Source organism: Adlercreutzia sp. CNCM I-6215 (genome assembly GCF_977072315.1).
Genome location: NZ_CDRVMA010000014.1, coordinates 1 through 20,654, shown reverse-complemented (window position 1 = coordinate 20,654; position 20,654 = coordinate 1). Strand labels below are relative to the sequence as shown.

Annotated in this window: 15 protein-coding genes; 4 read left to right on the top strand and 11 right to left on the bottom strand. The window is 63.8% G+C overall.

Features of this window, described 5'->3' with window-relative positions:
* Positions 1-6 precede the first annotated feature (6 nt).
* The 4 genes from ACW4LP_RS10430 to hpf form a co-directional block, all read right to left on the bottom strand.
* Positions 7-2,517 carry a heavy metal translocating P-type ATPase gene (locus ACW4LP_RS10430; RefSeq protein WP_114548631.1) on the bottom strand — a complete coding sequence of 837 codons (2,511 nt, stop codon included), beginning with the start codon at positions 2,515-2,517 and terminating at the stop codon, positions 7-9.
* Positions 2,518-2,529: 12 nt separating this feature from the next.
* Complete coding sequence (locus tag ACW4LP_RS10425) at positions 2,530-2,934, bottom strand: metal-sensing transcriptional repressor (RefSeq protein ID WP_225885477.1); 405 nt, start codon at positions 2,932-2,934, stop codon at positions 2,530-2,532.
* A gap of 489 nt (positions 2,935-3,423) precedes the next feature.
* Entirely contained in the window at positions 3,424-3,642 is a 219-nt protein-coding gene (locus tag ACW4LP_RS10420) for an acyl carrier protein (protein ID WP_016309287.1), read from the bottom strand.
* A 3-nt stretch (positions 3,643-3,645) separates the two neighbouring features.
* Positions 3,646-4,230, bottom strand: coding sequence for a ribosome hibernation-promoting factor, HPF/YfiA family (gene hpf / locus ACW4LP_RS10415; RefSeq protein WP_114539663.1), 585 nt, complete (start codon positions 4,228-4,230; stop codon positions 3,646-3,648).
* A 372-nt stretch (positions 4,231-4,602) separates the two neighbouring features.
* Here hpf and nhaA point away from each other — a divergent pair, with 372 nt between their 5' ends.
* Positions 4,603-6,204, top strand: coding sequence for a Na+/H+ antiporter NhaA (nhaA, locus tag ACW4LP_RS10410; RefSeq protein ID WP_022740395.1), 1,602 nt, complete (start codon positions 4,603-4,605; stop codon positions 6,202-6,204).
* A 99-nt stretch (positions 6,205-6,303) separates the two neighbouring features.
* On the opposite strand, the gene ACW4LP_RS10405 is transcribed toward nhaA, so the two are convergent.
* Complete coding sequence (locus ACW4LP_RS10405) at positions 6,304-7,617, bottom strand: bifunctional folylpolyglutamate synthase/dihydrofolate synthase (protein ID WP_241521338.1); 1,314 nt, start codon at positions 7,615-7,617, stop codon at positions 6,304-6,306.
* Between the two features lie 125 nt (positions 7,618-7,742).
* Between ACW4LP_RS10405 and ACW4LP_RS10400 the strand changes: the two genes are divergently transcribed.
* Entirely contained in the window at positions 7,743-8,666 is a 924-nt protein-coding gene (locus ACW4LP_RS10400; RefSeq protein ID WP_302148351.1) for a magnesium transporter CorA family protein, read from the top strand.
* Positions 8,667-8,682: 16 nt separating this feature from the next.
* Here ACW4LP_RS10400 and ACW4LP_RS10395 read toward each other — a convergent pair whose 3' ends face one another.
* The 6 genes from ACW4LP_RS10395 to ACW4LP_RS10370 all read right to left on the bottom strand — a co-directional run bounded on the left by ACW4LP_RS10395 (position 8,683) and on the right by ACW4LP_RS10370 (position 16,732).
* Positions 8,683-9,249 (bottom strand): uracil-DNA glycosylase, encoded by a 567-nt coding sequence (locus ACW4LP_RS10395; protein ID WP_114548633.1) that lies wholly within the window; start codon positions 9,247-9,249, stop codon positions 8,683-8,685.
* Between the two features lie 223 nt (positions 9,250-9,472).
* On the bottom strand, positions 9,473-10,951 hold the full coding sequence (gene alr / locus ACW4LP_RS10390; RefSeq protein ID WP_157011949.1) for an alanine racemase: 1,479 nt from the start codon (positions 10,949-10,951) through the stop codon (positions 9,473-9,475).
* A gap of 225 nt (positions 10,952-11,176) precedes the next feature.
* Positions 11,177-11,710 (bottom strand): MogA/MoaB family molybdenum cofactor biosynthesis protein, encoded by a 534-nt coding sequence (locus ACW4LP_RS10385; RefSeq protein ID WP_114548635.1) that lies wholly within the window; start codon positions 11,708-11,710, stop codon positions 11,177-11,179.
* Between the two features lie 8 nt (positions 11,711-11,718).
* Positions 11,719-12,972, bottom strand: coding sequence for a molybdopterin molybdotransferase MoeA (locus ACW4LP_RS10380; protein WP_114548636.1), 1,254 nt, complete (start codon positions 12,970-12,972; stop codon positions 11,719-11,721).
* Positions 12,973-13,420: 448 nt separating this feature from the next.
* Positions 13,421-15,217, bottom strand: a complete 1,797-nt coding sequence (locus ACW4LP_RS10375; RefSeq protein WP_114548637.1) for an ABC transporter ATP-binding protein — start codon at positions 15,215-15,217, stop codon at positions 13,421-13,423.
* 102 nt (positions 15,218-15,319) lie between these two features.
* Positions 15,320-16,732: a response regulator transcription factor gene (locus ACW4LP_RS10370; protein WP_117283913.1), complete on the bottom strand. Its 1,413-nt coding sequence runs from the start codon at positions 16,730-16,732 to the stop codon at positions 15,320-15,322.
* Between the two features lie 187 nt (positions 16,733-16,919).
* Between ACW4LP_RS10370 and ACW4LP_RS10365 the strand changes: the two genes are divergently transcribed.
* On the top strand, positions 16,920-18,620 hold the full coding sequence (locus ACW4LP_RS10365; protein WP_114548639.1) for an FAD-dependent oxidoreductase: 1,701 nt from the start codon (positions 16,920-16,922) through the stop codon (positions 18,618-18,620).
* A 327-nt stretch (positions 18,621-18,947) separates the two neighbouring features.
* A complete protein-coding gene (locus ACW4LP_RS10360) occupies positions 18,948-20,474 on the top strand; it encodes an MFS transporter (protein ID WP_206604138.1) in 1,527 nt (508 codons plus the stop codon).
* The last annotated feature ends 180 nt before the right edge of the window (positions 20,475-20,654 follow it).

Below are 20,654 nucleotides of genomic sequence, written 5' to 3'. Positions count from 1 at the left end.
CCCCTTCTACTTGAACCGTTTCAGCAGAAGGGAGTTGCTGACGACGCTGACGCTGGACAGCGCCATGGCGGCACCGGCGAGGGCCGGGGCGAGGATGCCCCCGGCGGCCAGCGGGATCATGATGCAGTTGTAGATGAGCGCCCAGAACAGGTTCTGTTTGATTTTGCGCATCGTGGCCTTCGACAGGCGCAGAGCCACGATGAGGTCGGACAAGCGGTTGCGCATGAGCACCACGCTGCCGGCATCCAGGGCCACATCGGCGCCCGAGGCCAGCGCCACGCCGATGTCGGCGGCGGCCAGCGCCGGGGCGTCGTTGATTCCGTCGCCCACGAAGGCCACGACGGTCTTCGCGCCGGCGGCCGCATTCTCGGCGGCGCTCGCGGGCGACTCGAGGGGCACCGGCTCGGCGGGAATGCCCATGTCGGGGTCGGAGGCGGCCATGAGGGCGGGGTCAGTCGCTTCCATTTCCAAAATGCGCTCGTCATCCTTCTCGGTATCGCGGGCCTCGGCGGCGGCATTGCCGAGCATGGCGATATCGGCGGCGCCCCGCACGGCGCGCACGCAATCGGCCTTCTCGAGCGGTTTCACACCGGCGAACACGTGGTCGGGCGCGATGCCCACCTCCTCGGCGATGGCCCGGGCCGTGGGCGCGGCATCGCCGGTGACCATGTAGGAGGTCACAGCGAAGTCGCGAGACAGCTCGCGCACCGTGGCCGCCGCGTCCGGTTTGGGCTCGTCGCGGAACTGGATGCGACCTGCGGCCACCCCGTCGATGGACACGAGTGAGCCCGAAGCGCCGGCCCCGTCGCCTTCGGCCTTCCCGACGCCCACGAACACCTCGTGGCCTTCCACGACGCCGCGCACGCCCTCGCCGACGACGGCCTCGAAGGACTCGGCCGCGGGCAGCGGCGCCAGGTCGCGTCCGGTCGCGTAGGTCACAACGGCGCGGGCCAGGGGGTGCTCGCTCCTTTCCTCCAGGGCGGCGGCCAGGCGCAGGGCGTCATCGGGAACGTCGCAGGCCACAACGACCGGCTCGCCCTGGGTGAGGGTGCCCGTCTTGTCGAAAACGGCCGCCGACAAGTTGCCCATGGTCTCCAGCACCGTGCCGTCCTTAATGAGCACGCCGAGCTGGGCGCCCTTCCCCATACCCACGGTGAGCGCCGTGGGGGTCGCCAGGCCCAGCGCGCAGGGGCAGGCCACGCAGATGACGGCGATGGCCGGCATGAGCGCCTGCACCAGGCGGCCGTCGGAGCCGGCCGGTACGAGGAAGAACCATGCGCAGAACACGACGAGCGCGATCAGCAGGATGGCGGGCACGAACACCGCCGCAATGCGGTCGGCGATGCGCTGGATGGGGGCTTTCGTGCCCTGGGCGTCCTCCACGGCGCGCACGATGCGGGCCAGCGTGGAGTCGGCGCCCACGCGCAGGGCGCGCACGGTCACCGCGCCGGTAGTGTTCTGGGTGCCCCCGGTCACCGCGTCGCCCGCGGCTTTTACCACAGGCAGCGTCTCGCCGGTCAGCATGGACTCGTCCACTTCCGTGGCGCCTTCCACCACCACGCCATCGACCGGCATCTTCTCACCCGGCCGCACGAGCACCGTGTCGCCGGCCACCACCTGGGCCAACGGTACCTCGCGCTCCTCGCCGCCGCGCACCACCCGAGCCGTGGGCGGCGTCAGGTTCATGAGCGACTCGATGGCCTGGTTCGTGGCGCCCTTGGCGCGGCTTTCCAGCATCTTGCCGAACAGCACGAAGGTGATGAGCATGGCGCAGGTCTCGAAATAGGGCATGCCATCGTTGATGGCGAGCGCCGCATGGCTTTCCCAGTCCCCCGTGACCACCGGCAGAAACGTGATCCACAGCGAGAACAGAAACGCGATGGAAGTACCGAGCGCCACCAGCACGTCCATGTTCGCCGAGCCGCCCTTCAGCGACCCCCAGGCGCCCTTGTAGAACCGCGCGCCGCAGCCGAACTGCACCGGAGCCGTGAGCGCCAACAACAGGAGATTCGCCGCGAACATGGCCTGCACATGGGTGGGATCGGCCACGAACAGGCCGGCCAGGGCGCTGCCCACCCCCATGTGCCAGCCGGGAATCATGCCGATGGCCACGATGATCACCGTGAGCACGGCGGCCGCGCCGAACACCTTGCGATCGCGCTTGGCCCGGGCGGCCTCGCGGGCGCGGCGCTTCTCATCCACCAGCGGTGCGTCCTCGGGGATGATCTCGGCCGTGAAGGACAGGTCGTCGAAAACGGCGAGCATGTCGTCTACGCTGGCCTGGGCCGGGTCGAACACCACGCGCCCCGTGTTGTTGGCCAGGTTCACCGCCACATCCACGACGCCGGGCGTGGCGCGGTAGTGCTTCTCGATGTTGGCCGCGCAGTTCGCGCAGTGCATGCCGTCGATAGCCAGGCGCAGGTTGGCGCGAGGCGCTTCGCCGTTGGGCTGCGGCAGCTCTTGCCGAGTCGTCTCCTGCTGTATCGTCTCCTGCTGAATTGTCTCTCGTTGGGCCATAGCTTGCCTTCCTCACTTCGAGAAGCGGCGCATGAGCGCCATCACTTCGTCGATCACCTCGTCGTTGCCGGCGCGCACCTCTTCCACCACGCAGGTGCGCATATGCTCGGCCAGCACCATCTCGGAGACGCGCCGCACCGCCGACTCGGCGGCGGCCAGCTGGGTGAGCACGTCCCCGCAGTAGCGGTTGTCCTCGATCATGGCCTTCACGCCGTTCAGCTGCCCGATGGCCCGGTTCAGCCGCTTCTGCATATCCGCCTGCAGCTCGGTGCTGCGCGGTGTGTTCTTGTGCCGGCAGGGGCAATCGGGCACGTGGCCCGTTCTACCTGCACCAGTCTTGGCCGCTGCCTGGGCCGCCCCGGCCTTCGGCATTGTCTGCGCCGTCCCTTCCCCGCTGCATGCTTTCTCGTTCTTCATAGTATTCCTTCGCTCATAGCTCCGGCTTTCATTCTCGAAAAAAACTTATACCCCTAGGGGGTATTTTCGTCAAGCAGGAAAAACCGCAATCAACGAAGACCCCCGATTTTGCATGAGATTGACGGTTATGAGCGTCTAGAGAATCTAAGTTCACTCGAAATTGTCAATTATCGTTAATTCTAATCACTATAGCTGCCCTTCAGACGCTCATAACCGTCAATCTCATGCAGCGACAGGAGCCTTCACCGACTGAGCGAGACGAGATGAAGCGCGAAGCGGCCATTACCGGAAAGGCCGACCGGAATCGATTCTTATGGAAGTGGAGCGCGACCGCTCTTATCGAACGGGGCTCAGACACGTTTCCTCCGGCAAAGCGGCACGAGCCCAGACGGGCCTCTTTCGGCGCAGACACAGGGAACCAGACAACGAAAAAGGCCCCGCAACCTCACGGCTGCGGGGCCCCAGTTCTGCTGAAACGCGGCGGGCGGCTTACAGCGAGTCGATGTAAGCGACGAGGTCGCCCACGGTGACGAGCCCCTCGGGCTCGCCGAAGTCGACCTCGCAGGCCTCCTCCAAGTCGCAGATGAGCTCGACCATGTCCAGCGAGTCGATACCGAGGGACTCGAAGGTCGCCTCGGGGGTGACGGTGGCGGGGTCGATGTCGAGGTTGCTCTCGAGAACGCCGGCGATGGTGTCGATAGTGGCCATGAACTAATCCTCCTTTTGGGTGAGCAGACCGTAGCCGCCGTCCTCACGGCGGTACAGGATGTGCACCAGATTGGTGTCGCGATCAGTGTACGCGAAAAAGTCGTGGCCCAGAAGATCGATCTGGACGAGCGCCTCTTCTTCGGTCATGGGCGTGAACTCCGTCTCCTTGCGGCGGACGATCTCGTCCTCGGACAGCTCGTCCATCAGACGGTCGAGATCCAGCTCGCTCTCCGGGTGGGCGTCCTCGTGGGCGTAGTCGACGATGCGCTCGGTGGCGCGAACCTTCTTGTCCAGCACGCGGGTCTTGTACTTGCGCAGCTGACGGGCAACCTTGGCGGCAGCCACGTCGATGGCGGCGTACATGTCCTCTTCGCTTTCCTCCACGCGCACGATGTGGCCCTTGACGCGGACGGTAACCTCGCAAATAGCCGGCAGCGGGTTGGCCGGGTTCTTCTCGGTGTAAAGAACAATTTCCGTGGAGACGGTGTCGGCGTCCACAGCCTTGATCGCGTTACCGACCTTCTCCTCAGCGTACTGACGAAGGGCGTCGGTGACGGGCATTTTGCGTCCGGACACGGTGATCGTCATGATTTCCACCTCTTTTAGCTCGTTGCTTGCACAATCAGCGTGGAAGGCGCGAGCCCGCTGGGGCACCTGAGCGCACCATGCGTAAAACGCACCCTTCCAAACTGGAAAAAACAGCATAGCGCACTTTTCGCGAGATTGACCGAGCAATTTGAGGTTGCAAGAAAACGATTGCCGTCTGAGGACTGTTTTCGGAATGCAGCGCCTTTGAAGTCGAACGGTTCTCGTTTTCGTGTGAAAAAGGCTGCTACGGGGACTTTACAGATAGGGATTTTCGCTGAAGCGAAAGGGAAAGCGGTTACAATTAACGGATATCTGTGAAGCCGTCTTGCTCGCAGGCGGCTGAGTCGGTAAGAGAAATTGAGGATGTAAGGCATGGAACCCACTGCGAAGAATCCCGATCCGCATCATATCTTCATTGATGAAGTCCAGGGGCATCAGCGTCGCTGGTTGAAAGTCATCCAATTTACGAGTTCGTCCACGAAGGCGGCGGCCATCATGCTGGCGGCGGCTATTGTGGCCCTCGTTATCGCGAACTCGCCGTTCTTCGAGCCCTTTGAGGAGTTCTGGCACACCCATGTAGTGGTGGGCGTCGGCGGCTTTATCGGCGAGATGTCGCTGGCCCATATCATCAACGACATCTTCATGGCGGTGTTCTTCCTGCTCGTGGGGCTAGAGATCAAATACGAGATGACCGTCGGCGAGCTCACGAACATCCGCCAGGCGGCGCTGCCCATCATCGCGGCCTGCGGCGGCGTTCTGGCCCCTATCGTCATCTACTCCATCTTCAACGCCACCAACCCTGAGACCTCCCACGGCTGGGGCGTGCCGACGGCGACCGATATCGCCTTCGCCTTGGGCATCATGGCGCTGCTCGGCAACCGCGTGCCCAACGGCGTGCGCGTGTTCCTCTCCACCTTGGCCGTGGCCGACGACATCATCGCCATTCTCGTCATTGCCATCTTCTACGGCCAGAGTCCCTCGCTCATGTGGCTTGCCATCGCTGCGGCCATTCTCGTGGTGCTCGTACTGATGAACCGGGCGCACGTGTACGCCCTGACGCCTTACATGCTGGTGGGTTGCCTGTTGTGGTTCGCGGTGTTCATGTCCGGTGTTCATTCCACCATCGCCGGCGTGCTGCTCGCCTTCACGATCCCCACGGGGTCGCGCGTCGATCTGCAGAAGTTCATGACCTGGTCGGGCGACCGGGTTCGCGAGGCGCGCGCCGCCTATGTGGAGACCGAGCCGGTGACGCTCCAGAAGGATTACATGTTCACCGTCACCCGGCTCTCCAGTGTTGCTCGTCAGGTGGTACCCCCGGCCACGCGCTTGGAGCATATGCTGTACCCGTGGGTGTACTTTGCCGTGCTGCCCCTGTTCGCGCTGACCAACGCTGATGTGAGCTTCCTTGGCGGCGATGTTCTCGCCATGGTCTCGAGCCCGGTGTTCTTCGGCGTGTTCTTCGGATTACTTCTGGGCAAGCCCATCGGCATCCTGCTCTTCAGCTTCTTGACGGTGAAGCTGAAGATCGCCAACCTGCCCGATCATGTTAACTGGATCCATATGCTGGGTGCCGGCATCCTGGGCGGCGTGGGCTTCACCATGGCCATCTTCGTGGCGAACCTCGCCTTCCCCGAGGCGGTGCTCATCGCCGATGCGAAGATCGGCATTCTGTCGGCCTCGCTTCTGGCCGGCGTGATCGGCTTCCTCTTCCTGTTCATGCAGGCGAAGGCGGCCGAGCGCCAGGGCATCTCGTACGTGTCCGCCTCGCTGGATGAGGTGGTGCGCCAAACGGCCGGGGAAGAGGCCGCCGACATGGCCGACGACGTGGTTCTCGGCTGCGGCGACGAGGATCTGGTCGACGATGTGCGCGAGGTGCTGGAAGCCGAGGGCGGCGTGGCGGAGTTCGTCGTGCACGAGATCCGCGACGAGGCCGAGGCCGAGGAAGCCGAGGACGTCACCGGTACGCGGCCCTAGGGGACGCGTCGGTCCGCGGGCTTTTCGTACTTTCGGAGGGCGCTCTTTCGGGGGCGCCCTTTTTCATGCATCAAGTCGTTTTCGCAAACAGCAAGCTCGCTACAGCGCGGCCATGAGATCGGCGATGGCGTAAAGGGTGCCGAAGGCGACGACGCAGCCTTCCGGGCCGGCGGCGGCGCGGGCTGCGCGCAGGGCGTCGGCGGGAGCGCCGCACGCGCGCACGGGCACGTCATCGGCCCGGCCCTCTTCCACCATAATCTCGCGCACGCAGGCCTCCAGCTCGTCGGCCGCCAGGGCGCGAGGGCTTTTCGGGGCGTACACCGAGAAGCTGCGGGCCCACGGCGCCACGACGCGCACCATGGCCGGGTAGTCCTTGTCGGCCAGCACGCCCAAAGCAAAGTCGACCGAAGCGCGTCCCTCCTCCCCCAGAAGATCGGCGAGCGAGGCGGCCAGGGCCTCGGCCCCCTGGGGGTTGTGACCACCGTCCACAATGGTAAGCGGCGCGGTATCCACCACTTCGAAGCGGCCGGGCCAACGGGCGGAGGCGATGCCCGCGAAAGCGGCCTCGTCGGAGATGGCCCACCCGCGCCCGCGCAGCACGTCGACCGCCGTCAGGGCCAGCGCCGCGTTGAAAGGCTGGTAGCTGCCGAGCAGACGCGTCTCGAATCCCCTCCCCTTCCACGAGAACCGGCGCAGGGCCGCTCCCGCGAGCGGCTCCACGGACAAGTCGCCGAAGTCGGGCACGAAAAGTTCGCAACCGCGCTCGGCGGCCACGGCCTCGATGACCGCCATGGCCTCGCTCTCCTGGGGCCAGCTCACCACGGGCGCTCCCGCCTTCACGATGCCGGCCTTCTCGCCGGCGATGGCGCCCAGGGTATCCCCGAGCAAATCGGTATGGTCGAGCCCGATGCGGCAGATCACGCTCGCCTCGGGAGCCTCGATGACGTTGGTGGCGTCCAACCGCCCCCCGAGCCCCACTTCCAGCACCACGATATCGCAGCCCACGGCGCGGAAATGCTCGAAGGCCACGGCGGCCATGAGCTCGAACTCCGTAGGATGATCCCCGCACGCCGCCTCCACGGCCGCGGCCGCCGGGCGCACCGCCGCCACGGCCCGGGCGAGCTCCTCGCCCGTGATGTTCTCGCCGTTCACGCGGATGCGCTCCTCGAAGCAGAGGATGAACGGGCTCGTGAACAGGCCCACCTTGTAGCCGGCCGCCTGCAGCACCGAGGCCACATACGCGCACACCGACCCCTTCCCGTTGGTACCCGCCACGTGCACGAAGCGCAACTCGTCCTGGGGGCGCCCCAAGCGCTCCAGCAGATCCACCATGCGCGAGAGCCCCAGGCGCGAGGCCTGCCAGCGCGGGGTGTTTATCCAGGCTACGGGATCGAAGTGGCGCGCATCTTCCACGGCACGTTCTCCTTCAAGGACGCGGCTACCGTTTTCTTACAAACCCGGTAACCGATGGGGCATATCACGGCTCCATTCTATACTAGGTTCCGGGCACGAGAGGCCGCGCGACGAGAGGAGGAGCCATGGCAGCCATTTACGACCTGAACCGGCCGAACCCGCTGGCAGCGCCCTGCGACGAGGAAAGCTGCAAGCCGCCCCTGGTCAAGATCCTCACCTCCCACGAGTTCAGCCAGCTCACGCATATCGCTCCGGAGGCGCGGGCAGAGCTGGCGGCGCTCGAGCTGGCGGCGGCCAACTTCGTCGAGCTGTACCCCTCCTACATCATCGGCTCGTTCTCGGTGCCGGACAAATCCGACCCCACGGGCGATCCGGACACCATGTCGTTCTACCTGGAAGCCGACCACCTCATCCTCATCGACGACGGCGACATCGCGCAGAAGACCCTGGACAAAGTGGCCGCCACGGGCATCCTCACGAAGCCCACCACCTCGCATACCCTGTATGCCTTCATGAAGACGCTCATCGCCGACGATTTCAGCTGGTTCTCCTCCATGGAAGACGCCATGGAAAGCCTCGAGGACGCCATGATCGGCCACCATGCCGACATCTCGTCGCAGACCATCATGAGCTACCGGCGCGCCGCCATGCGCATGGGCTCCTACTACCAGCAGATCGGCGTCATGGCCGACCTCATCGCCGACAACGAGAACAAGGTCATGAGCCGCGAGGAGGCTCGCACCTTCGGGCACATCACCACCCACGCGAATCACCTGTCCGACCGCGCCGACATGCTGCGCGAGTACAGCCTGCAGCTTTACGAGCTGCATCAGACGCAGATCGACTTGAAGCAGAACTCCACCATGCAGATTCTCACCATCGTCACGGTGATGTTCGCGCCGCTCACGCTCGTCACCGGCTGGTTCGGCATGAACCTCACCGTGCTACCGGGACTCGATTGGCCCTATATGGCGGCCACGATCTTCACCCTAGCCCTGGTCATGATCGTGGTGATGGTGCTGTTCTTCAAGCGGAAGAGATGGCTCTAGGCGATTTTGGGTCGCCTTAGACCTCGCCGCGCAGCAGCTCGCCTAAGGTGGCGAAGTCGTTTTCCAAGGCCTCGCGCTTCTTGCTGTCGTAGAGCGCGGCCGCCGGGTGGAAGATGGGGAACACCTTGAAGCGCCCCGCCCGCTGCAGCGTGCCGTGCAGGCGCGTGATGCCCACATCGGTTTTCAGGATGAACTTCGTGGAGAAGTTGCCCAGGGTGACGATGTACTCCGGGTTGATGGTGCGCGTCTGCTCGCGCAGAAACGGCGTGCAGGCCTGAATTTCCTCGGGACGCGGATCGCGGTTGGAAGGGGGACGGCACTTCAGCACATTGGCGATGTAGACGTCCTCGCGAGACAGCCCGGCGATGGCCAGAAGCTCGTTGAGGTACTTGCCGGCGGCGCCCACGAAAGGCTCGCCCTGCAAATCCTCGTTCTTGCCCGGAGCCTCGCCGACGATGAGCACCCGGGCCTCGGGATTGCCCACGCCGAACACCGTCTGCGTGCGGCCATCGCACAAGGGGCAGCGGCGGCAGGCGGCCACTTGGACTTGCAGGTCTTCTAGCGGAATGTGGGGGTGCTCCATCGGGCGTCCTTCTTTCTTGAGTTCCTTTTTGGGACTCGCCTCGGGCGAGCGCCGGGAGGGGGTGCCGTGCTCAAACAGCATTCTATGGCATTTCCCGCCGAGAGTCGCGGCATTTTCGTATGCCATAGAATGAACTGCGCGCGGCACCCCCTCCCGGCGCTCGCTGCGCATTGCTTTCGTTTCAACCTGCTGCACGGCCTTGATACTCGCTGACCGCCGCTTTCTACACGTACAGTCTGGGCAGTCTTGAGCAGCCGAAGCCGATGGCCACCTCGTGCTGGATGGTGCCCAAGGTCTCAGCCATCTGGTCGATGGTGACAGACGCTTCGCCCTGCTCTCCCACAATGGTTACCGTATCGCCGATCTGCGGGGCGAGGTCGTTGCGCTGGCGCAGGTTCACTTCGAACATGGACTGGTCCATGCAGATGTTGCCCACCTGGTGGAAGCGGCGGCCGGCCAGCAGCACGTCGGTGCGACCGGAAAGGCCCCGGCGGAAGCCGTCGGCGTAGCCGATGGGCATGGTGCAGATCTTCACGGCGCCGGGGCTGCGGTAGTTCAGGCCGTAGCTGACGCCCTCGCCCACCGGCAGCGTCTTCACATCGGTGATGCGGGCCTTCACGCTCATGGCCGGCTTCAGATCGATCATCGGGTAGGCCTCGGGGCACGGGTAGAATCCGTACAGCGAAATGCCGAGGCGCACCATGTCCAGCTGCACCTCTGGGTAGCGGATGGCGGCCGCGGAGTTCGCCGCGTGCACGATGCCCGGGTTGATGCCGGCCGCGCGCAGGGCGTTCACGGCTTCCGAGAAGCGCTTGACCTGCCGCTCGAAATCGATGGTGCCGGGGCAGTCGGCCGTGGCAAAGTGGGTGAAGGTGCCCACCAGATCGAGCGCCCGATGGAACGATATCTGCCGCGCGAATTCCACGACCTCGTCCCAACGCACGCCGATGCGGTTCATGCCCGTGTTCACCTTCATATGGAAGGGCGCGGACACCCCGAAGGCGTCGGCGGCCTCGGCGTAGCGGATGGCGAACTCGGCGGTGTAGACCGCCGGCATGATCTTGTAGGCCAGAAGCAGCGGGATGGCCATAGCCGGGGGCTCGCCCAGAATGAGGATAGGGGCGTTCACGTAGGCCTCGCGCAGGGCGATGGCCTCGTCCACCGTGGCCACGCCCAAGTACTCGGCCCCGGAGTTCAGCGCCGTTTTGGCGCACTGCACGGCGCCGTGGCCGTAGCCGTCGGCCTTCACCACGGCCATGAGCCGGGTACCCGGATTCAGGCGCTGCTTCACGGCCGAGGCGTTGTGACGGATGGCGTTCAGGTCGATCTCCACCCAGGCCCAGCGCCGATCCACCTCGGGAATGCGGGCGAGCTTGTCCGGATCGAAGCGCGGAGCGCCGGCAGCCGCCGTGCCCTGCTCAGCGAAGCGCAGCACATCGCTGGCCGCCGAGGACAGCTGGGACAGGGGGCGCACTCCGGCCCCGCGAGCGACTGCATCGGAGCCGCCCTCTGCAGCAACGCCCGCGCCGACGCGCTCGGCGCGGGCCGGCGACCAAGCCTCGGCCAGATTGCGGGCCTGGGCCTGCTTGCGCGCCGCGAACGGCGTGTCGTCGTACCGCGAGCCGCGCAGGGCGTCGCCCGCGGACACGAAGTTCGGATCTCGGTGCGAAAACCCCGTGAACCCGTTGGGAAGATCAGTCATAGTGCTACCACCTCAAACAGCCGCGCCCTATCGAGCGCGGCCGCATCTAGAACACGTTCCTCATGAAGTATAGCGCAGACCCGACGCACGGGAACGCGCTCTTTTGGCACGGGACAAAGACTTCCGACCGCGAGAACCCAGTCCCGGAAAGCCATACGGCAAGCACATCCGCAGCCAACCCTCCATCGCGACTTCGAAGCCAAAGGCCCTTGCGCGCCCGCTGCCTTACCCGAGCTCGCCCCGGGCCGCGGCGGCGGCGAGTTTCTCCGAGAGATCCTTCTGCGTGCTATGGCCCTCGCCGGCCATCATCTTCACGGCATGGGGAAGCGCCTCCACGATACCTTCCCAGTTCTCGGTGGCCGCCTTAGTGGAGCCGGGCAGGTTGATGATGAGCGTGTGCCCGCGCTGGGCGCAGATGGCGCGCGAGAGCATGGCGAAGGGCGTGATGGCGACACTGTGGGCGCGCATGGCCTCGGCGATGCCCGGCACCTCGCGGTCGGCCACGTCGCGGGTGGCCTCGGGGGTCACGTCGCGCAGCGAGAGACCCGAGCCGCCGCAGGTGAGCACGATGTCGGCGTCGGTGTTGTCGCAGGCGTCGATGAGCGCGCCGGCGATGAACGGGCGCTCGTCCATTTCCACAACGCGGCGGACGCACTCCCAGCCCCGCTCGGCAATGAGCTGCTCCAGCTTCTGCCCCGCCTCGTCAGTTTCCAAAGTGCGGGTATCGGAGCACGTGATGATGGCGAATTTGATGGTCATGGCTTCTCCTAGAGAACGACTTCTTCCGGAATATCGAGCAGCAGGCAATCGACGATGGAGCCCGCAGGTTGAGGCTCGGTGCCCTCGGGCATGACGGCCAGGCAGTTGGTCTTCTGGATGGGGCCGAACAATCCCGAGCTCTGGTTCTTGGCCGGCGTCACCTCATAGCCCTCGGCGGTGCGCGTCAGGTTCGCCCGCAGGTAGATGCGGCGCGGGTCGCGGTTCTTCTCGTCGGCAGTGAGGCGCGCCTTCACGACGGGATGATCCATGAGGCGGTAGCCCTGCATGGTGCGCAGCGCCGGGCGGATGAGCATTTGGAAGCCCACGTAGGCGGCCGCCGGGTTGCCGGGCAGGCCGAAGACGGGCGTGCCCTCCACGATGCCGAAGGTCTGGGCCTTGCCGGGACGCATGTTCACCGTGGTCATCAGAAGCTCGCCGAGCTCGGCCACCACCGGCTTGATGAAGTCGAAGTCGCCGTTGGCGGCGCCGCCCGTGGTGACGACGAAGTCGTACTCGCGGGCCGCTTGCGCCACGGCGTCGCGCAGGGCCTCGAAGGTGTCCTGGACGATGGGGAGCATATGGGCCTCGGCGCCGGCCTCCCGGGCGCAGGCGGCCATGGCGTAGCTGTTGGAGTTGCGGATCTTACCGGGGCCGGGCACCTCGGAGGGCGGCACGAGCTCGCTGCCCGTGGCAATGACGGCCACGCGCGGTCGGCGGCAGACGGGCACCTCCAGCACGCCGCAACCGGCCAGAAAGCCGACGCCGGCGGCAGTGAGCACATCGCCCGCCTCCACGACCACGTCCCCCGCATGGGCTTCCTCGCCGGCGGCGCGAATGTTGGAGCCCACTTTCGTCGGGGCCGAGAACGACACCACCGAGCCGGGTTTGCCGTCGCCTTCCACCACGCCCACGATCTCGTACTTCACCACGGCATCGGCGTCGGCAGGCAGGCAGGCGCCGGTCATGATGCGCACGCACTCGCCTTCCCCGATGGTTTCCTCGAACACGTCGCCGGCGCCGATTTCGGCGATGACCCGCAGCATCGCGGGGCTCTCCTCGGCGGCATCGGCGATCTCGGCGGCGCGCAGGGCGAAGCCGTCCATGGCCGAGTGCGCGAAGGGCGACACGTCGATGTCGCTTGTCTGGTCGGCCGCCACCACACGCCCGACAGCGTCCAGCAGCTCCACCGTTTCCACGGGCAACTTCTCCACAGCCCCGCACACGAGCGCACGGGCCTCTTCTAACGGAATCATTTCTCTCACAGGATCGGTCCTTCCCTTCCACGCCACCACACCACCGCGCTGCAGCAATGCCGCGGCCGCGGAATCCAACCGTCGTCATTTCACTGGGAATCATTATAACTATTGCAGGATAACCGCGACTAAAAAGAGCGACGTTTTCACCTTCGATCCAAGCCGAGCACGCGACGGTCGCCCCTTCCGTGTCTGCGACAAGCCAACCGAGCTTCGGCATCTTCCGCCCTCAAGAAGCTAGCATCCCGCAAAACCGTCTCATACCCCCTTCGTGCAGAAAAAAGTGCGATTGTGCGAGTTGAAAACCCCCGAAGATCTTCTTCATGCAGAGTAAAGTGCGATCGTGCGAGTATTTGATCCCTCAGAACTCGCACGATCGCACTTTTTCCTGCACGAAACCGATGATTTTGTTTTCTAGAAAGGCGAACGCGTCCTCGAGCGAATCTCGGCTCCCGTTCTAATCGCCGAACTGCATACGGTAGTAGCGGGCGTAGACGCCGTCGCGGGCCAGCAGCTCGTCGTGGGTTCCCTGCTCAAGCACGCGGCCGTCCTCCACCACGGCGATGAGGCTCGCGTTGCGAATGGTGGACAGGCGGTGCGCGATGGTGATGGTGGTGCGCCCGCGGGAGAGCTCCGCCAGCGACGCCTGGATGGCGTGCTCGCTCTCGTTGTCAAGCGCGCTCGTGGCCTCGTCCAAAATGAGGATGCGCGGGTCGCGCAGGAACACGCGCGCGATGGAGATGCGCTGCTTCTGACCGCCGGACAGCCGCGCGCCGCGCTCGCCCACGAGCGTGTCGTAGCCGTCGGGCAGCGAGCAGATGAACTCGTGGATGTTGGCCTTGCGCGCCGCTTCCTCGATTTCGGCCTGGGTGGCGCCGGGGCGGCCGTAGGCGATGTTCTCCCCCACCGTGCCACCGAACAAGTACACGTCCTGTTGCACGATGCCGATGGCCTCGCGCAGGCTTACCAACTGTACGTCGCGCACGTCCACGCCGTCGATGGTCACCGCGCCCGCGGCCACATCATAGAATCGGGGCAGAAGCGAGCAGGTGGTGGTCTTGCCGCCGCCCGAGGGCCCCACGAGCGCCACCGAGGTGCCGGCGGGGATGGAAAGCGTGAGCCCGTCGAGCACCGGGTGGGTGCCATCGTAAGAGAACGTCACGTCGCGGTAATCCACAGCGCCGCACACCTCGCCGCCGCAGGCCTCGGCCAAGGTGGGCGCACCGGACTTGGTGGCCACGTCGGGCCGCTCGGCCAACACCTCGATGAAGCGGCGGAAGCCCGCGTAGCCCTTCTGCAGAGTCTCGGTGAAGTTGATGAGCTGCTCTACCGGTGCCATGAAGATGCCCACGTACAGGGCGTAGATGGCCAAATCGGTCACGGCGAGCGTTCCGGCGGCCACGAAGTAACCGCCGCCCACCACGACGATGGTGTACAGAAGCCCCGTGAACAGCGAGTTCAGCCCGTGGAAGGCGCCCATGAACTTGTAGGAGCGGTTCTTCGTGTCGAGGAACGCCTCGTTGGCCGCGCGGAACTTCTCGCGCTCGGCGTCCTCGCCGCCGAAGGATTTCACGACGCGGATACCGCCGAGGGAATCCTGCACCGCGGCGTTGATGCCGGCCATGCGCTCGCGGTTCTCGCGGAATATGCGGCGGCGCCAATAGTTCAGCGCGAAGGACAGCGCTGCCATGACGATGGTGACGACGAGCATAATGGCGGTGAGCGGCCCGTTGATCATGAACAGCAGCACGAAGGAGCCGACGATCTTGAGCGTGCAGATGAACAGGTTCTCCGGCCCGTGGTGCGCGAGCTCCGATATGTCGAACAGATCGGTGGTGATCTTCGACATCATGACGGCGGTGTTGTGGCGGTCGTAGTAGCCAAAGGAGAGGCGCTGGTACTGCTCGAACAAATCGCGGCGCATGTCGGCCTCCATGCGCGCGCCCATGACGTGGCCCCAGTAGGTGATGAACCACTGGCAGCCCGTGCGCGCGGCGTACAGCGCGATGAAGAGCAGCGCGATGAGCCCGAGGCTACCCAAGATGACCGAGGGCGACTCGGTGAAGAACTCGCGGGTGAAGAAGTTCAGCAGCTGCGGAAAGGCCAGGTCAACCCCAGCCAAAATGCAGGCGGCCACGAGATCGGCGAAGAAGAGCGCCTTGTAGGGCTTGTAGTAGCCAACGAACCGCCGCAGCACCTCGGCGGCGGCGACGTCGGCGTGTGTTTCCTTGGATGTGTCGATAGCAGTAGCCATAGGCCCATTCTAGCCCTCTGGGAATAATTTCGATGCCGAAGTCATCACGCTTTCACAATCCTTCGGCGAACTGCCGCGATGCTCCGGAACCGCAGGCCGCCACTACTGCCGCTCGAGAAGCGTGAGCAACTCCTGCTTTGAGTGAACACCTGTCTTCGCGTAAATATGTTTGATATGGGTGTTGACCGTATTGCGAGAGATGAACAAGTGGTCGCGAATGTAGGGAAGATCTCTACCTTTGCCGACAAGTTCCAGCACCTCGGTCTCGCGCTCGGACAAGCCATAGCGTTCGCTCACCAACAAGCAGCGCTCTTCGTGGGTGAGCTGGCGCTCAACTTCCTCCTCGCAAGCATCTCCGAAAGATCCGACTCGCCCCGCATTGCAAAGGGGTATCGTCAAAGACAGAAGGGCCATGAGAGCGGGAATCAGTATCGATGATTCTGCTGGAGCAGCAAGAGGAGCCACCAAGGCGCCAATGGTCCCACCAAGCTGCGTCGCGAAACGGGGAAAGCCTATTTTGCGCACCCATGACCCTTCGTCGCCTACCGCCTCTTCCACCGACGAGACCCACACGCAAATATCGAAATATATAAGGCCCGCAAAAGCGAGAGAGTAAGAAAAAGGCGCTAAGAAATCGGGGAGGACCAGGTACAGCAGCAGGCTAAAGCATGTCAAGGGCACAACGAGCTTCCAAGCAGCCCACATAGACATCGAACGCGCGTGATCGATGAACAGTCGTGAAATAACGAGAGCGCCGAGAGTGCCGAAGAGGAGGGCCATCAGGTAAGGCCCCATTTCCAAAGAGGCCGACTCCCCCACCATCCCGCGGAACAGCGTGAAGACAAACCATGCTACGGAGAGCACGAGACAGCTTCTCAGCACGAGCGCTACCGAGCTACCGCTCTCCTGCCTCGCGGGACGCCCCTTCTGGGGAACTCGAGGCGCTTTCAGGGCGCGCCGAAACGAAAGCGCGAGTAGCCCCGTCGAAATTGCAGGCAGCAACACCACCACCGCCGAAGAGACCCATGCGTTCATCCCGCTCACGACAAGCGCGATGGCCATTGCCAAGCACAGAGAGAAAGGGATGGCCCATTCCGTTGCTTCGCCTCCGGCCAAAGCGTAAGCACGACCCCAGGCAAAATAGAGCACCGCCGCTCCAAGCCCCGATAGGACAGCGCCTACAAGCCCCAGCGCCTTAAACGGGGACATATCAATCAAAGTGGAGAGAGACATCATGAGCGTGCCTATGACCATGAAGACGGCCGCCCCGGTTCGACCAGCTTGATTTTCCGCCAAGCGAATGGTGATCCGCGGCATCGCAACGCCAAGCCCCAACCCTACCGTCACGGAGAAGAGAGATGCCAGCCAAAAGCCGTCGAGCACCATGGTTCCAGCAGGCCCTTTCAGAGAAATGGCCTTAGTGAAAAAGGATGCGTACACCCACCCACAAAAGCAAGAGAGGCCCAAAAGATCCCAGCGGCGATACTCGCCTCCCTTATACACGCGCACTGCCATCAATCAGCCCTCCTTCAAGACAATAATCTTCCTTACGGGACTTTTTCGCTATCACCACTGAGTGGTGATTATAGGCGAATCACCTATCGGCAGCGATTTTCCCACCGCTCTCGCACCTCTACGATCTTCTTCGGGCAAATGGCTTGCAACCGCAATTGCCAAGTCCGACGTCATCGAAGGAGGAATCATGGAGACAAATGCTATGGATCGTCGAACATTTCTCGGCGCTGGCGCTCTTCTGGGAGGAGCCTTGGCCGGAAACGCTCTATGGGGCTGCACGCCTCAAACCTCGCTCGGCAGCACCGAAGGCGCCAGCACGGAGAAGCAGGAAAAGACATCATCCCCCTCGGGAACAGCGAACGAAGAATCTTGGTATGGCACCGAACCAGAAACGCCCGACGTGTCCGAAACGCTCGACGTAGATGTACTCGTATGCGGCGCCGGGCACTCTGGGGTGGCATGCGCCGCCGTCCTCGGAGCCAAAGGGGTGTCGAACACCCTTGTTGTTGAGAAAAATCCCACCATCGGCACTGGGCGCACGTACATCGGCGCCATCGACACGACGGCCCAGAAGGCCGCCGATGCAAAATGCGACAAAATGACTGCGGTCAACGAGCTAGCGCGCTATGCTTCAAATCGCTGCGACGAGCAACTGCTCAAGCTCTGGGCCGATCGCTCCGGTGAGGCCATTGACTTTTTCGCCGACGAGCTAGCGGAATTCGGCATCACCCACGTCGCAGAAACCGATCTGGGGGAAGGGCGTCACGGTTATTACGACTGCCCCAATGTGCATACCAAGTTCATCGTTCCCGACGACGAAAACTATCTCCCCTATTTGCAACAAAAGGCTGAAGACTATGGCGTCACATTCCGGTTCGACACACCACTCGTCAAGCTCCTCAAAGACAATGATAAGGTCGTTGGCGCCATTGTGGGCAGCGAGGACAATGGCTACATACAAGTAAATGCAAAGAAAGGGGTCGTGCTCGCCTGCGGCGGCTACGCCAACGATCCCGAGCTCCTGCAAAAGCTCAATCCCGTGGGTCAGGAAACGGTGGTACTCGACACAAGTCAAGCGGGTGACACTGGAGACGCCATCAAAGCGGGCATCTGGGCGGGCGGCTTCAAGGACGCTGTCGCTTCGGCCATGGTGTTCGATCGGGCCATCGGAAACCCGGGCATTAAGGGCGGCTATCCTTACGAAGGCTCAGGGTTCTTCATGAACTTCGGCAGTCAGCCCTTCCTTCGTGTTACCTATAACGGCAAGCGCTTCTGCAACGAGGCAGCTCCCTACGACTTCACCCTCCATTCTGCCTGGGTAGCCTCCCCCGAGCACATTTGCTGCGTGCTCTGGGATGCCAACTACTACGAAAACGCCGAGGCCTTCCACACTCTCGGCTGCTCTCGCATCGTGCCGAGCAATGCCTCGCCCGCAACGGGCGAAGGCGGCGGCAAGGCAGCCATGGACGCAACTCTCGAGATGTATGCCGACACTATTCAGAAAGCCGACACGCTAGAAGAACTGGCCGAGAAACTCGGCATTCCCTCCGACACGCTTGTCGCCACCGTCGATCGCTACAACGAACTCGCCGAAAAGGGAGTCGACGAGGACTTCGGTAAACCCGCACGCGACCTTATCGCTCTGAAAACGCCGCCTTTCTATGGCGTTCCCCTCGGAGGATCGCTCCTTACCACCATGGACGGACTGAGAATCAATTCGAACCTGCAAGTACTCAATCAGGCGGACTACGAACCCATCGAAGGGCTTTATGCGATAGGCGACACCTCTGGCGGCTTTTTCTGCAACAACTACCCGGAGCTCTATGTGGGAGTTGCGTCCGGTCGTAGCTTGACTTGGGCCTATCTCGCCGCTCTCGAGCTGGCATAACCGGCAAAAGACAGATTTAACTCTTTTCGTAGACGCGGCGCTCGGCGCAAGCGTATCGAGAGGCCCGACGACCGTTCCCTCCCAAGGGTCGTCGGGCTCTTCCGGTTTCAAACACCTTCATCTCCTTTTTGCCTCCTTCAAGCGACTTACCGCTCCTCCCCTCGATTCCCCCCGCTGGCTAGCTTTCGTTTGCCCAACCAAAGCCCTAGCCCGTTAGAATCTTCGATGCAACGAGCAGTGAAGCAACGTAAGTCCGGTTGCGCGACTGCTCCTTTTCTCCGTCTTTCGCGAGCGGCCGCGCGACGGCGCAACGCGAAAGAGGTATTCGTGGACAATCGGAACAACCTGGCCATGCTGGCCGTGCTCTACGGCAGCGCTTTTGTGGCCGCCTTCAACGAGAACACCATCAATGTGGCGCTCATCAGCATCATGGGCGAGTTTGCCGTGGATGCCAACACGGCCCAGTGGCTCGTAACGGGCTACATGATCGTCACGGCCATCGTGGTAACGGTATCGGCCTTTCTCACCAAGCGGCTGCGCCTTCGCACGCTGTTCCTGACCGCCGCCGGCTTTCTGACCCTCGGGCTTGTCGCCGCCATGCTCGCCCCCACCTGGCCGCTCTTTCTGGCCGCGCGCCTGGTGCAGGCCGTGGGCACCGGCATCTTCATCCCCGTGATGATGAGCACGGTGCTCGCTGTGGCCCCGCGCACCCGCATGGGCACCTACCTCTCCATCGGCGGCTGCATGATCACCTTCGGGCCGGCCTTCGCGCCGGTGGTGAGCGGGCTTATGGTCACCACCCTCGGCTGGCGCAGCATCTTTTTGCCGCCGGCGGCCCTCATCGTGGTGCTGGCGTTTCTGGGCGTCGCGCTCATCCGCAACATCGCCGAGCCGGAGAAGATCAAGCTGGACGGCATATCGGTCGTGCTGTCGGCGGTGGGACTCACCTCCTTCGCCTTCGGCCTCTCGCTGGTGATGGCATCACCAGCGGTGGCCGCAGCCGCCATTGCGCTGGGACTGGTGGTCATGGGCGTCTTCGTCATGCGACAGGGGCGCATTCCCAACCCGCTGCTGAACCTGGAGCCGATGTGCAACCGGCTGTTCGCGCCGATGTGCGCGCTGGTGGTCGTCGCCATGATGACGACGTTTTCCATGAGCATGCTTCTGCCGCTGTACTTCGAGGGCGCGCTCGGCACCACAGCACTGGCAGCCGGCGCGCTTCTGCTCGCGCCCATCCTGGTGAATGCCGTTACGTCCCTGGTCGGCGGCCGCATTATGGACAAGCGGGGCAGCTGGCCCTTGCTGCCCGCAGGGTTCGCCGTCATCACCGTGGGGCAGTTGGCAGTGTGCCTCTGCGCCCCCGCTCTCTCGCTTGCCGGCGTGCTGGTTGCTTCGGTTATCGTGTACGCAGGCGTGGGCCTCGCACTCTCCCCCTCCCAAACGGCCGGGTTGCAGACGCTTTCTCCCGAGCAGAATCCGCACGGGGTGACCATTCTGAATACGTTTATCCAGATTGCCGCCGCCGTGGGGCCATCGCTGTTCATCGGCGTGCTGTCCTCCGTGGCCGGCTCGGTCGAGGCCGCGGGCACCGCTGCCGCCCTCGCCCAGGCGGAGGGTTTCTCGGTGGCCGTTGCTGCAGCGTGCGCCATCGCGGCCGCGGGCACGTTGACCGCGCTTGCCTTATGCCCACAAGCGCCAACGTCTCGCCGAGGAGCAAACGACTGGCGCGCCGACGGCGGAAGCAGCGGGCGGTGGTGGCACTGCAGGAGAGACGGCTACCTTAGACAACACGATGCCCACCCCCGCCCCTGCGGCCACAGTAGTACCAGCCCAGATCTCCGCTTTGGAATCTGAACCCTCGCTGAAATCGCTTCGGTCGACGAACTACCCGGTTTTTGCACGAGATCGCCCCTTATGAGCGTCAGGGGAATACTCGGGGGTGCGGACTCCAAGTTGGACACCCAGGTGTCCGGAAGGGAGTTCGAATGTACGACAAGAGGGCCAAGCAGGATGCGCTGGATCTGTGGTTCTCGA

Coding starts and splice junctions, on each gene's coding strand:
- ACW4LP_RS10430 (WP_114548631.1), bottom strand. CDS start 2,517: ATGGCCCAACGAGAGACAATTCAGCAGGAGACGATACAGCAGGAGACG.
- ACW4LP_RS10425 (WP_225885477.1), bottom strand. CDS start 2,934: ATGAAGAACGAGAAAGCATGCAGCGGGGAAGGGACGGCGCAGACAATG.
- ACW4LP_RS10420 (WP_016309287.1), bottom strand. CDS start 3,642: ATGGCCACTATCGACACCATCGCCGGCGTTCTCGAGAGCAACCTCGAC.
- hpf (WP_114539663.1), bottom strand. CDS start 4,230: ATGACGATCACCGTGTCCGGACGCAAAATGCCCGTCACCGACGCCCTT.
- nhaA (WP_022740395.1), top strand. CDS start 4,603: ATGGAACCCACTGCGAAGAATCCCGATCCGCATCATATCTTCATTGAT.
- ACW4LP_RS10400 (WP_302148351.1), top strand. CDS start 7,743: ATGGCAGCCATTTACGACCTGAACCGGCCGAACCCGCTGGCAGCGCCC.
- ACW4LP_RS10395 (WP_114548633.1), bottom strand. CDS start 9,249: ATGGAGCACCCCCACATTCCGCTAGAAGACCTGCAAGTCCAAGTGGCC.
- alr (WP_157011949.1), bottom strand. CDS start 10,951: ATGACTGATCTTCCCAACGGGTTCACGGGGTTTTCGCACCGAGATCCG.
- ACW4LP_RS10385 (WP_114548635.1), bottom strand. CDS start 11,710: ATGACCATCAAATTCGCCATCATCACGTGCTCCGATACCCGCACTTTG.
- ACW4LP_RS10375 (WP_114548637.1), bottom strand. CDS start 15,217: ATGGCTACTGCTATCGACACATCCAAGGAAACACACGCCGACGTCGCC.
- ACW4LP_RS10370 (WP_117283913.1), bottom strand. CDS start 16,732: ATGGCAGTGCGCGTGTATAAGGGAGGCGAGTATCGCCGCTGGGATCTT.
- ACW4LP_RS10365 (WP_114548639.1), top strand. CDS start 16,920: ATGGAGACAAATGCTATGGATCGTCGAACATTTCTCGGCGCTGGCGCT.